General features: G+C 32.4%; 12 protein-coding genes and 1 tRNA gene. 7 read left to right on the top strand and 6 right to left on the bottom strand.

From position 1 onward, the window contains the following. Positions 1-113: 113 nt before the first annotated feature. The 4 genes from P8V03_RS10945 to purR form a co-directional block, all read right to left on the bottom strand. Positions 114-1,073: a ribose-phosphate diphosphokinase gene (locus P8V03_RS10945; RefSeq protein WP_261672216.1), complete on the bottom strand. Its 960-nt coding sequence runs from the start codon at positions 1,071-1,073 to the stop codon at positions 114-116. Positions 1,074-1,093: 20 nt separating this feature from the next. Continuing rightward, positions 1,094-2,464 carry a bifunctional UDP-N-acetylglucosamine diphosphorylase/glucosamine-1-phosphate N-acetyltransferase GlmU gene (glmU, locus tag P8V03_RS10940; RefSeq protein WP_261672217.1) on the bottom strand — a complete coding sequence of 457 codons (1,371 nt, stop codon included), beginning with the start codon at positions 2,462-2,464 and terminating at the stop codon, positions 1,094-1,096. A 191-nt stretch (positions 2,465-2,655) separates the two neighbouring features. Beyond that, positions 2,656-2,949: a septation regulator SpoVG gene (gene spoVG / locus P8V03_RS10935; protein ID WP_261672218.1), complete on the bottom strand. Its 294-nt coding sequence runs from the start codon at positions 2,947-2,949 to the stop codon at positions 2,656-2,658. A 101-nt stretch (positions 2,950-3,050) separates the two neighbouring features. Beyond that, positions 3,051-3,866 (bottom strand): pur operon repressor, encoded by an 816-nt coding sequence (gene purR, locus P8V03_RS10930; protein ID WP_261672219.1) that lies wholly within the window; start codon positions 3,864-3,866, stop codon positions 3,051-3,053. A gap of 226 nt (positions 3,867-4,092) precedes the next feature. Here purR and murC point away from each other — a divergent pair, with 226 nt between their 5' ends. From murC to P8V03_RS10900, 6 genes are all read left to right on the top strand, one after another. Continuing rightward, positions 4,093-5,478, top strand: coding sequence for a UDP-N-acetylmuramate--L-alanine ligase (murC, locus tag P8V03_RS10925; RefSeq protein WP_318798149.1), 1,386 nt, complete (start codon positions 4,093-4,095; stop codon positions 5,476-5,478). Positions 5,479-5,550: 72 nt separating this feature from the next. Further along, entirely contained in the window at positions 5,551-5,865 is a 315-nt protein-coding gene (locus tag P8V03_RS10920) for a hypothetical protein (RefSeq protein WP_261672221.1), read from the top strand. A gap of 133 nt (positions 5,866-5,998) precedes the next feature. Beyond that, positions 5,999-6,074 (top strand) — tRNA-Pro (locus P8V03_RS10915). 166 nt (positions 6,075-6,240) lie between these two features. Beyond that, entirely contained in the window at positions 6,241-7,587 is a 1,347-nt protein-coding gene (locus P8V03_RS10910) for a [Fe-Fe] hydrogenase large subunit C-terminal domain-containing protein (protein ID WP_261672222.1), read from the top strand. A 103-nt stretch (positions 7,588-7,690) separates the two neighbouring features. Then, positions 7,691-8,344, top strand: coding sequence for an HAD family hydrolase (locus P8V03_RS10905; RefSeq protein WP_318798148.1), 654 nt, complete (start codon positions 7,691-7,693; stop codon positions 8,342-8,344). Between the two features lie 133 nt (positions 8,345-8,477). Beyond that, positions 8,478-8,882: a hypothetical protein gene (locus P8V03_RS10900; RefSeq protein WP_261672224.1), complete on the top strand. Its 405-nt coding sequence runs from the start codon at positions 8,478-8,480 to the stop codon at positions 8,880-8,882. Between the two features lie 91 nt (positions 8,883-8,973). On the opposite strand, the gene P8V03_RS10895 is transcribed toward P8V03_RS10900, so the two are convergent. Further along, entirely contained in the window at positions 8,974-10,530 is a 1,557-nt protein-coding gene (locus P8V03_RS10895) for an ABC-F family ATP-binding cassette domain-containing protein (RefSeq protein WP_318798147.1), read from the bottom strand. A gap of 165 nt (positions 10,531-10,695) precedes the next feature. Between P8V03_RS10895 and P8V03_RS10890 the strand changes: the two genes are divergently transcribed. Continuing rightward, the gene (locus P8V03_RS10890) at positions 10,696-11,871 is read left to right on the top strand and encodes a class I SAM-dependent rRNA methyltransferase (RefSeq protein WP_261672226.1); all 1,176 of its coding nucleotides are present in this window, start codon (positions 10,696-10,698) and stop codon (positions 11,869-11,871) included. A 62-nt stretch (positions 11,872-11,933) separates the two neighbouring features. Here the strand turns inward: P8V03_RS10890 and P8V03_RS10885 are convergent, their stop codons facing one another. After that, the gene (locus tag P8V03_RS10885; RefSeq protein WP_261672227.1) at positions 11,934-12,641 is read right to left on the bottom strand and encodes a 2-phosphosulfolactate phosphatase family protein; all 708 of its coding nucleotides are present in this window, start codon (positions 12,639-12,641) and stop codon (positions 11,934-11,936) included. Between the last annotated feature and the right edge of the window lie 27 nt (positions 12,642-12,668).

The following is a 12,668-nucleotide window of genomic DNA, read 5'->3' as shown; positions in this document are numbered from 1 at the left end:
TCTACTAACATAAAAAGTACTTATGCTTATTCTATTGTATAGTATATTACCTTAATGTTTAACAGCATGATAAAAAGCATGTGGAATTTTTGTTCCACATGCTTTTCATCATTCTATTCTTCAAATAACTTACTTACAGAAATATCTTCGTATATTCTCTTTATCGCTTCTGCAAATACAGGTGCTACTGATAAAGTTTTAAACTTATCTAATATCTTATCTTCTGGTAACTTAATAGTATTTAGCATTACTAGCTCTTTTATAGCTGATTCATTAATTCTCTCGATTGCTGGACCAGATAATACAGCGTGTGTACAACAAGCATAAACTTCCTTCGCACCCATCTTTACTAGGGCATTAGCTCCATTTGTTATAGTTCCAGCTGTGTCTATCATATCATCAATTAATATTACAGTTTTGTCTTGAATATCGCCTATAACATTCATTATTTCTGATACATTTGCCTTTGGTCTTCTCTTATCGATAATAGCAATAGGTGCATGTAATTTATCTGCAAACTTTCTAGCTCTTGTTACACTTCCTAAGTCTGGTGAAACAACAACAATATCTTCTCTCTCTGCAAATCCTTTTTGTACAAAGTATTTTGCAAGTATAGGTGCACCTAATAAGTGGTCAAGAGGTATATTAAAATATCCTTGTATTTGTGCAGCATGTAAATCCATTGTTAGGACTCTATCTGCACCAGCTGCTGTTAGTATATCAGCAACAAGCTTTGCTGTAATTGGATCTCTTGCCTTTGCTTTTCTGTCTTGTCTTGCATATCCATAGTAAGGCATTACTGCTGTTATTCTTCCAGCAGATGCTCTTTTAAAGGCATCAATCATTATTAGTAATTCCATCAAGTTGTCATTTACAGGGTGATTAGTTGACTGAATTACGAATACATCTGTTCCTCTTACTGTTTCATTAATATTTACAGATATCTCACCGTCACTAAACGTGCATACATTTGCATCTCCTACGGATAATCCTAACATATCTGCAATATCCTTAGCTAAATCTGGGTGTGAATTACCTGCAAAAATTTTAATGTTTTTACCATGGGTTATCATTATGTAATCCTCCTAAAATTTTATTTCTTTAATCCTTTTTTTTCTACCCAACCTTCTTTGTTTACCTGTTTTGCTCTTGCAATGGCCAAGGCACCTTCTGGCACTTCTTCTAATATAGTTGAGCCTGCTGCAATGTATGTGTCATTATTAATCTTAACTGGAGCAACTAAGTTTACATTACATCCTATAAATGCATTATCTCCAATTATAGTTTTATGCTTTTTCTTTCCATCATAGTTAACAACAACAGTACCACAACCGAAGTTGCATCCACTTCCAACCTCTGCATCTCCAATGTAAGTTAAATGAGAAACCTTAGTCTTATCTCCTATAACGGACTTTTTAATCTCAACAAAATCTCCAATTCTAGCAGATTTACCAATAACACTCTCTGGTCTTATGTAGGCAAACGGTCCTACTGAGGTGCCTTCTCCTACCTTACTCTGTAATATGACAGAGTTTTGAATATTAACACCTTTTCCTATAAGACTATTCTCTATTCTGGAATTAGGATATATAGTACAACCCTCTTCGATAATGGTTTTTCCTGAGATCACATTTCCAGGATAAATTATAGTATCATTACCAATCTCAACATCTATATCAATATAGGTGTTATCAGGGTCTATTAATGTAACTCCATTTTCCATATGTTTTAAATTTATTCTCTTTCTCATAACCTTTTCTGCATCTGCAAGTTGAGCTCTAGAGTTTACACCCATTGTTTCCTCAAAAGGTATTGGCAATGCTCCAATCTTCTCTCCGTCGCTCTTTAAAATTCCTATAACATCTGTCAAATAGTATTCTCCTTGAGCATTATTATTATCTAGTCTGTCTAGGCTTTTTAACAGATGTTCTATATCAAAACAGTACATACCTGAATTTATTTCATTTATCTTAAGTTCCTGTTCTGTACAGTCTTTATGCTCAACGATCTTTACTACATCTTCATTATTTCCTCTTATTACTCTTCCATATCCTGAAGGATTGTCTACTATAGAAGTCAATAAGGTAGCCTTATACATACCTTCTCTATGAAAAAGAGTAAGCTTTTCTATTGTTTCCTTTGTTATTAAAGGAGCATCTCCTGTAAAAATCGCTACCGTACCTTGTTTACCTGTTAGAAACTCCCTTGCACACATAACTGCATGCCCAGTTCCTAGCTGCTTATCCTGTAGAGCATAAAATACTCCATTTACCTCAGTAGCTTCCTTTACCTTATCTGCTCCTCTTCCAACAACTACATTTATGTCCTTTATTCCTGCATTTTTAATAACATCTATTACTACGTTAACCATTTCTTTTCCACATACTTTGTGAAGTACCTTAGGCGTAGACGATTTCATCCTTTTTCCTTCACCAGCTGCTAATATTATAGCACAATTATACATTATAACACCTCTTTATGGTCATAAACTTACATTTTTCTATCTTATTTTATAAAAACATCCCTTAATATTATATTTTATATAAAAAGTATTTTCAACCTTATAGTTAATTTTTATAAGGAATTTCATAAATTGATATATTTCACTGTTAATAATCTAAAAATAATAAAAAGGAGTAATTTTACTCCTTTTTATTATTCTTCTTCTACTCTGTCATCAGAAACAGTTTCTTCATTTTTTACTTTTTCATATTCTTCTAAAATTGCTTGTTGTATCTTTTCTCTTGTTTGAGTGTTGATTGGATGTGCAATGTCTTTAAATTCTCCGTCTGGAGTTTTTCTACTTGGCATTGCTATAAAAAGCCCATTTTGACCTTCTATAACCTTTATATCGTGAACTACGAATTCATTATCAAAGGTTACTGAAACTATAGCTTTCATCTTGCCTTCTGCGGCAATCTTTCTAACTCTAACGTCTGTAATTTGCATATAAAATCCACCTCCAAGATGCTTATGTATATAATATTCTCTAAATTTTATATTTTTCCTTCTTGCTTTTCAAAAAAACAATAAATTTTTTGAAAATTTTATTATTTGAACATTTCTGAAGGAAATAATAGCGCTTCTCCCTTTTCGTCAATACCCTTGAAGTCTACAATTGACACATAGTCCTCAACTAACTTTTTAGGAGTTTCTACATTATCTATCAGTACTCCAATTCCTAAAAGCTCACTTTCAAACTCCTTTAAAAGATCTATTATGCCCATAGCGGTTCCTCCCGCTTTCATGAAGTCATCTATGAATATGCACTTGCTTCCCTTATTCATAGCTTTTTTAGATAAAGACATAGTTTGAATCCTACCAGTAGAACCGGATACATAATTTATACTTAGTGTAGAACCTTCTGTAACTTTTGTTTCTCTCCTAACCACTACGAGCTGTACACCTAACATCTTTGCTACTTCATAGGCTAACGGAATCCCCTTTGTTTCAACAGTAACCACATAGTCTACATTTTTATCATTGAAGGCTGATGCTAATATTACCCCAGCTGTATGAATTATTTGAGGGTTAAACATTATATCTGTCATGTATAGAAAATTCCCTGGTATTATTCTTTCTCTATTTTTCAAAATAATACATAGTCTTTCAGCAAATTCCTTAATTTTTTCTCCAGATAATCCACATATATATTTTACTCCACCAGCGGCACCTGATATAGTTTCCACTCTCCCCATGGAAAGTTTCATCAAAATATCCTTGATTACAACTAAATCTTCGCTTATGGTAGATTTTGCAGCATTGAACATATCTGTAAAATTATTAAGATTTATCACCTTATTAGGATTTTCTATTAAAATCTTTGTTATAGTTGCCACTCTTTGATTTCTACTAAATTTCTCCATTACATCACCTATCTATATTAAATTTACGAATATTCTTTCTAAAACTATATGTTATTATTCATATTCTATGATAAAACCAATACATAATCAATACTTAATTATTAATAATTAGTAGATTACAAGATTAAGATACTAAAATAAAATTATGTAAATGTGTTTTTTTGATTCATTTTTGTATATAATTATTAAATGAGATAAATTTGATTAATACAGGGAGATGATTTTATTGTCATTTGATTTTATAAAAGATAGAAACAAGAAAATCCACTTTATAGGAATAGGTGGAATTAGTATGAGCGGATTAGCTGAAATTCTATTAGAACAAAACTTCAAAGTATCTGGCTCTGATATGAAAGCTTCTGCCATAACAGATACCTTAAAACAAAATGGCGCTCAAATTAATATAGGTCAATCAGGAGATAATATAACTGAAGATATCGACTTAGTAGTATATACTGCTGCAATATCCGAAGATAACCCTGAACTTTTAAGGGCAAAGGAATTAAATGTTCCAACTATAACAAGAGCAGAATTTTTAGGATATATAATGAAGGGTCACAAATATAATGTAGCGATTTCAGGGACTCATGGAAAAACTACTACTACTTCTATGGTGTCTCATATATGTTTGAATGCAGAACTAGATCCTACAATACTTGTTGGAGGACAATTAGATATTATAAATGGTAATGTACGTCCAGGTAATAGTGATTACTTTATAACTGAAGCTTGTGAATATAAAGGCTCCTTCTTAAAGTTTTTCCCTTATATAGGTGTGATACTAAATATTGATGCAGACCATCTAGATTATTATAAGGATATAAATGATATTGAAAATGCCTTTGCAAACTTTTCTAAACTTATCCCTACAAATGGATACCTAATAGGTTATGCTGATGATATGAGAGTAAATAATATTGTATCTCATGCTAAATGCAACACACTAACCTATGGAATAGATGCTGGAGAAATAAGAGCTAAAAATATAGTGTTTAATGAAAATGGATGTGCTTATTTTGATGCATATAAGGAAAGTGAGAGAATTTTATCTGTGCAACTAAATGTTCCTGGTAAACATAATGTTCTAAATGCTTTAGCAAGTATATGCACTGCTCTTAGCTTAGATATTCCTAAAAACAACATTGTTAAGGGACTGGAAAGTTTTAATGGTACCCACAGAAGATTTGAAATAAAAGGTACAAAAAATAATGTTACAGTTATAGATGATTATGCACATCACCCAACAGAAATAAAAGCTACATTAAGTGCAGCTAAAAACTATCCTCACAAAAAGATGTTTTGCGTGTTTCAACCTCACACATATTCAAGAACTCTAAATCTATTTGATGAGTTCGTTGAAGCTTTTGATGATGCAGACGAAGTTATTCTTGCAGATATATATGCTGCAAGAGAGAAAGATACTGGAGTAGTAAGTTCTAGTATGTTAGCAGACAAAATAAAACAAAGAGAAGTAAAATGCTGTAACTTTGATAACTTTGATGAAATCGTATCTCACTTACGTAAAAACGTAGAGGCTGGAGACATAGTCTTAACTGTAGGTGCAGGAGATGTCTATAAAATAGGTGAAATGTATCTAGACCAAGATAATTAAAAAATATAAATATGTGTAAAATCCTCCAACATGGCAATAATATAATTGATAACCTGTTGGAGGTGTTTTACTATGAGAAACTTTTTAATATCTGCTGCTGTAGATATAGTTCTAATCTTAGTTTCATACTTTTTCTTTAGAAAAATAATAAGTGGTCCTACAAGACACAGACTTTATGAGAAATTTTTTAGTTCTTTTGCTAAATTTATAATTTATGTCTTTCTAGTTACAATAGCTATAACTGGTCTTACTGCTCTTATACTCTATAGAACCTGGTTTATAGCCTATATAAATATAATAGCCCCTGCATTAGTATCTATACTGGTAGGTTTTCTTATATCTACAGTGCCTACTAAAGGAGCCGGGGATGACAAGGCTAAAGAATAATTTTATGTCTATATAAAGCTGACACCTTAAGGTTTTATTGCTGTCAGCTTTATATATTATATTTTAAAATTTCACACAAAAATATAATTAACACTTGACTTATCCCATTATATTACATATAATTAAATTGTAACGGGGTGTGGCGCAGATGGGAGCGCGCGTGGTTTGGGACCATGAGGTCGCAGGTTCAATCCCTGTCACCCCGACCAAAAGGACAAGATTATCTTGTCCTTTTTTCATATAATTTTAACATAACCATATCCAAGATTATCCGAATTAAATTTTAATTTTAGGGCAACTTATATTTAACAGCGGCATAGTACAAAATACCATTTTACTCTAAATCTTCCGAGGAACGTTAAGAGGAGTGTTAAGATGAAGGCAAAATATAGCGATTTGTTTAAGAGTATAGTAAATGCTTATTATGAAGGTAATTTTGAAGAAAAGGTAAAAGAAATTCTTTCACAGGAATCTGTGGATAAGGAATCTCTCAGTAGAGTTATATCCTCCCTTTGCGGAACAGGTATAACTTATAGTGACAACTTTGTAGAAGAACTGAAAGAAGCAATAAGCTCATATGAAACTAATCACAAAATAGTAAACAAAATCAAGCATTGTTCTATGGATTGTGTGGATGTAAATGGTGAGACCATGTGCCAAAAATCCTGTCCCTTTAATGCAATTTTTATAGATACTGAAAAGAATACAAGTGTAATTGATAATGACAAATGTACAGACTGCGGTTTTTGCGTAGAGGCATGCCCAACAGGGGGAATACTGGATAGAGTAGAATTTATACCACTACTAGAACTGCTTAAAGGTGGTCACCCTGTAATAGCTGCAGTTGCTCCAGCCATTATTGGTCAATTTGGAGATATGATTACTATTGATCAACTAAGAGCCGCTTTTAAAAAAATAGGCTTTACAGATATGATAGAAGTAGCATTTTTTGCAGATATGCTTACTTTAAAAGAAGCAGTAGAATTCGACCACTTTGTAAAGAAACGTGAAGACCTAATGATAACCTCCTGTTGCTGTCCTATGTGGGTAGGTATGCTTAAGAGAGTATATAATGACTTAGTAAGATATGTTTCACCTTCTGTATCCCCAATGATTGCATCGGGAAGAGTAATGAAAGAGTTAAATCCCGACTGTAAAGTTGTATTTATTGGACCTTGTGTTGCTAAAAAAGCAGAAGCTAAGGAAAAAGATCTTTTAGGCGATATAGATTTTGTTCTTACTTTTGCAGAGGTAAAAGATATATTTGAATCATTAAATATTAATCCTGCAGAGCTAGATGAAGATTCTTCTACAGAATATGCTTCAAGGGGTGGAAGGCTTTATGCTCGTACCGGTGGTGTATCTACCGCTGTAACTGAAGCAGTAGAAAGACTATTTCCTGAAAAGTATCAACTTATAAGAACAGTTCAAGCAAATGGTGTAAAAGAATGTAGAGCAATACTTGAAAAAGCTAAAAATGGAGATATAGATGCTAATTTTATTGAAGGAATGGGCTGTATAGGCGGCTGTGTTGGTGGTCCTAAAGCTATTTTACCTCGTGAAAAAGGTAAAGAGCATGTAGATCACTTAGCTGATAACTCCTCTATTAAGGTATCTGTAGATAGCGACTGTATGAATAAAATTCTAAGTGATATAGGAATTGAATCTATAGAAGACTTCAAAGATGAAAAAAAGATAGAAATATTTGAAAGAAAATTTTAGTATTAGTAATACATACCAATACTTATATAGACAGCACCTAATTTAAAATGAGGTGCTGTTTTATTTGTTTCTTTAATGTTATACTAGAAAATGGGGTGATATAATGCTAAAAAATATTAAAGGTGCTATATTTGATATGGATGGAACACTTATCGACTCTATGTGGGTATGGACTAAGGTAGATGAGGAATATCTGGAAAAAAGGAATATAAAGTTACCTGATAATCTAAAAGAAGAAATAGAGCATATGAGTTTTTCAGAAGTTGCTCAATACTTTAAAAATAGATTTGATCTTCCTGACAGTATAGAAGAAATTCAAAGTGAATGGAATCATATGGCTATACATCACTATACTCATGATGTGAAACTAAAAGCCGGTGCAAAAGAATTTTTATCCCTTTTAAAATCCAAAGGAATAAAAATAGGACTAGCTACCAGCAATTGCAAACTTCTTATAGAAATTGCTTTGAAGAATAATGATATATATCACTTTTTTGATTCTATAAGTACTACTGATGAAGTTACAAGAGGAAAAGACTTTCCGGATATATACCTGCTTGCTGCTAAAAAGCTTAACTTACAGCCTGAAGAATGTGCGGTGTTTGAAGACATCCTTCCTGCTGTTAAAGGAGCGAAGTCAGCAGGTATGGTAGTTATAGGTGTCCATGATCTATACTCTGAGTATCAAAAACAAGATATAATAAATCATGCTGATATGTATATTTCCGAGTATAATGAGCTAACAAAAGCGGTTTAACTTAAAATAATCGAGTATGAAGCAGATAACAGTCTTATCTACCTTCTACTCGATTATTTTATTAATTGACAGTTTTTATAGTTGTATTGAATATACTGTTATTAAATAATATTATCTGGGGGCGGTATGTGACATGTTAACCTTTTTATTTATAGTATTAGTAGTTGCAGCCTTATGTGCATCTTATTACTTTACAAATAAAATGTCAGCTCAAAGAAAACAGATTTTGCTTCTAAAATATCAAAATAACAACCTGAAGCAATTAACAAAAGCAGATAAAAAAGTAACCATAGAGTATATGTATCCAACAACCAACAAAGGCATTGTTAAGAAAAAATGTGAACTGTTAATGTCTCCTCTTCTTAACTCCCCGTCGCTAAATTTATTAAAAGAAGACATGCTTATTGAAATACATGATAGTGGGAAAATTAATAATCAGGTATGGTACGAAGTATCTATAAGCTCTAACGATAGAACTAATTCGAAAGGTTGGATAAAGGAAGACTTTGTAAGCCTTTGTGATGAAAGTAATCCATAAACCTAAAAAAGTGACAAGAAACATATAGATTTTCTTGTCACTTTCATTATTATAATAGACTATAATCACTTACATAAATTCAAGTGATGCTTTATACTATCTTAGTTGTCCATTGCTCACAATCCCAGATATCTGTAACTACATCTCTATAAAACTCTGGTTCGTGACAAACTAGTAAAATACTTCCCTTATATTCCTTTAATGCTCTTTTTAACTCTTCCTTTGCATCAACATCTAGATGGTTGGTAGGCTCATCCAGAATCAAAATATTGGTTTCCCTATTTAATATCTTACATAGTCTTACCTTAGCTTGCTCGCCACCACTAAGAACCACTATTTTGCTCTCTATCTGCTTCGTAGTAAGACCACACTTTGCTAGAGCAGCTCTTATTTCATATTGAGTAAATGATGGGAACTCACTCCACACTTCTTCTATACAAGTATTATAGTTAGATTCTTTTATTTCCTGCTGAAAATATCCTATATACTGGTAATCTCCAAGTTCTGCCTTTCCTGATAAAGGCTTTAACTCCCCCATAAGACTTTTTAAAAGAGTAGTCTTACCAAGACCATTAGCACCTACTAAAGCAATCTTATCTCCTCTTTCCATTGTTAAGTTCAATGGTTTAGAAAGCGGTTCATCATATCCTATTACTAGGTCTGTAGTCTCAAATATAAGCTTACCAGATGCTCTAGTAGGCTTAAAATTAAACTCTGGCTTTACCTTTTCCTTTGTTAACTCTATTTTCTCCATTTTATCCAGTTGCTTTTGTCTTGATTTGGCCATCCCCACTGTAGCAACTCTTGCCTTGTTTCTTGCCACAAAATCTTCAAGCTTAGCTATTTCCTTTTGTTGTCTTTCAAATGCCAATTCTAATTGTCTCTTATTTGCTTCATATACTCTAATAAAGTTATCATAATCTCCTACATATCTTGTAAGCTTCTTATTTTCAACATGATATATTAAATTGATAACACTATTTAAGAAAGGAATATCATGAGAAATAAGTATAAATGCATTCTCATAATTCTGAAGATAAAACTTCAGCCACTCAATATGCTTCTCATCTAAGTAGTTAGTAGGCTCATCTAAAAGTAAAATGTCGGGATTCTCAAGAAGAAGCTTTGCTAAAAGAACTTTAGTTCTCTGGCCACCACTTAGGTCAGCAACATCTTTATCAAGTCCTATATCTCTAAGTCCAAGTCCGCCAGCCACTTCTTCTACTTTCACATCTATAACATAAAAACCATTGTTATCAAGTAAGTCTTGAATATTTCCCATATCATCTAGTAACTTTTCTAACTCTTCTGGGGATGCATCTGCCATTTTATCTGTTATCTCTAACATTTCCTTTTCAAGATCAAAAAGATATTGAAAAGCACCTTTTAGTACGTCCCTTATAGTCTGTCCTTTTTGTAATTGGGCATGCTGATCCATGTATCCAACTCTTACTCTATTAGACCATTCAATTGTTCCTTCATCAGGAGCTAGTTTTCCTGTTATTATATTCATAAAAGTTGATTTTCCTTCTCCATTTGCCCCTATAAGTCCAACATGCTCTCCTTTGAGAAGTCTAAAAGATACATCCTCAAATATTGCTCTGTCTCCAAAACCGTGATTTACATTTTTAACTGTTAGTATACTCATATCTTCTCTCCTTAAATATCTATATTTAAAATATAAAAATTCTTAAACATAATACAAGAACTAGTTTAATTTATTATCATGACTTATGTCAAAGGAATTTTAAGTATTATTAACTTTTTAATTGTGGTATACTACATAATGAAAAAACAGGGAGGTAATGCTATAATGACATGCAAATTTTATTTACATAAAGGTATGGGAAGAAAGGCTGAAAATGGTCACCCTTGGATATACACTAGCGAGATAGAAGGTTACGATGGTACCTATGAAAATGGTGATATTGTTGAAGTTTATAATTTTAAAGGAAGCTTTATAGGAAAGGGTTACATAAATGACTTATCAAAAATCACTATAAGAATGATGACTCGTGACATTAATGAAGAAATAGACGAAGAATTTTTCAGAAAAAGGTTACATAATGCCTGGAATTATAGAAAGAAGGTTATAGCTACTTCAAGCTGTAGATTCCTATTTGGAGAAGCAGATTTTGTACCTGGTCTTATAATAGACAAATATGAAGATTATTACGTAATACAATCTCTTTCATTAGGTATAGATAAATATAAACAGATAATAGTTAAAATACTGCAGGAAGACTTTGCTGCTAAAGGTGTATATGAACGAAGCGATGTAAAAGTACGTGAATTAGAAGGTATGGAGCAAACAAAAGGATTTTTAACTGAACCCTTTGAAACGAAAATACAAATTGTAGAAAACGGTGTTAAGTATACTGTTGATATAGAAAATGGTCAAAAGACCGGCTTTTTCTTAGATCAAAAAGAAAATAGATATGCTATACATAAAATTTGCAAAGATGCTGATGTATTAGATTGTTTTACTCATACAGGTTCCTTTGCGCTAAATGCTGGTGTAGCTGGTGCTAAGAGTGTATTAGGACTTGATATATCTCAACTTGCTGTAGACGAAGCAACCCGAAACTCCGAGTTAAATGGGCTTTCAGATGTAGTTAAGTTTGAATGTCACAATGCTTTTGATGCTCTTCCACAATGGGTAAGAGAGGGAAGACAATATGATGTAGTAATACTAGATCCCCCTGCTTTTACAAAATCTAGGTCAACTATAAATAGTGCTGTAAGAGGCTACAAAGAGATTAATCTAAGAGGCATAAAAATGGTTAAGCCAGGTGGTTTTCTCGTTACATGCTCATGCTCACATTTTATGAATCCAGAGCTTTTCAAGGATACAATAGCTGATGCTGCTAAAGATGCTAGAAGAATGTTAAGGCAAGTGGAATTTAGAACACAAGCTTCAGACCATCCAATACTATGGAATTCTGACGAGTCATACTACTTAAAGTTTTATATATTTCAAGTGGTTTAATAGTTTTATAGCTAGTGATGATTTTCAATATAATCTATTGAAAGTCATCACTAATTTTAAATTTAAGATATTAACCCATCTCTGTATTCTGGTACGACTTCTATAATATCCTTTTGACAGCAGTAATTTAAGTCGTGGTCTAATTTTAATTCTTTCATTCTTTTATAGTGAGTTGCTCCTTTTATAAATCTTAACACATCTTTATTTTCACCATATATATAGCTAGCTGTCTTTGAAATATCCGTCAGTTCTATATCAGACTTTTTGTCAGCTATACAGTGTATTATATAACCACTACATATGAAATCATCCATGGAAAACTGCCCATAAGTTCCAGCATTAACTATAACTATATCGTTATTTAACTCAATCAATCTGTCAGCAACAGCTCTAGCATTGATTAATGCTCCTATTAAAATATTCTTAGCTCCTACGCTTCCTCTGATTGCCCTAGTGCCGTTACTAGTGGTTATTACTAAGTTTTTTCCTTCCACAGAATTTCTTTTATACTCTAATGGAGAATTTGAAAAGTTAAATCCATCTATTTTTAACGCTTCTCTCTCCCCTCCTAATACATATACCTTTCTATCCCTATTTGCTATGGTAAAAGCCTCTTCTACTGTAAGTACTGGTATTATTCCTTGGCATCCGTTATTTATAGCAGTAACTATTACAGATGTAGCTCTAAGCATATCTATAACTACTACTGATTTTCCTTCAACCTTTTCTCTTTTTATATCATCTGCGGAAATTATTAAATCAATCTTCATAAAACTTTCCCCCATTAAAAAGTTCTC

The organism is Clostridium tanneri (genome assembly GCF_033659955.1).
GTDB classification, from domain to species: domain Bacteria; phylum Bacillota; class Clostridia; order Clostridiales; family Clostridiaceae; genus Clostridium_AM; species Clostridium_AM tanneri.
This window is presented reverse-complemented; position numbering and strand designations above follow the sequence as displayed.

Coding starts and splice junctions, on each gene's coding strand:
- P8V03_RS10945 (WP_261672216.1), bottom strand. CDS start 1,073: ATGATAACCCATGGTAAAAACATTAAAATTTTTGCAGGTAATTCACAC.
- glmU (WP_261672217.1), bottom strand. CDS start 2,464: ATGTATAATTGTGCTATAATATTAGCAGCTGGTGAAGGAAAAAGGATG.
- spoVG (WP_261672218.1), bottom strand. CDS start 2,949: ATGCAAATTACAGACGTTAGAGTTAGAAAGATTGCCGCAGAAGGCAAG.
- purR (WP_261672219.1), bottom strand. CDS start 3,866: ATGGAGAAATTTAGTAGAAATCAAAGAGTGGCAACTATAACAAAGATT.
- P8V03_RS10920 (WP_261672221.1), top strand. CDS start 5,551: ATGAGAAACTTTTTAATATCTGCTGCTGTAGATATAGTTCTAATCTTA.
- P8V03_RS10910 (WP_261672222.1), top strand. CDS start 6,241: ATGAAGGCAAAATATAGCGATTTGTTTAAGAGTATAGTAAATGCTTAT.
- P8V03_RS10905 (WP_318798148.1), top strand. CDS start 7,691: ATGCTAAAAAATATTAAAGGTGCTATATTTGATATGGATGGAACACTT.
- P8V03_RS10900 (WP_261672224.1), top strand. CDS start 8,478: ATGTTAACCTTTTTATTTATAGTATTAGTAGTTGCAGCCTTATGTGCA.
- P8V03_RS10895 (WP_318798147.1), bottom strand. CDS start 10,530: ATGAGTATACTAACAGTTAAAAATGTAAATCACGGTTTTGGAGACAGA.
- P8V03_RS10890 (WP_261672226.1), top strand. CDS start 10,696: ATGACATGCAAATTTTATTTACATAAAGGTATGGGAAGAAAGGCTGAA.
- P8V03_RS10885 (WP_261672227.1), bottom strand. CDS start 12,641: ATGAAGATTGATTTAATAATTTCCGCAGATGATATAAAAAGAGAAAAG.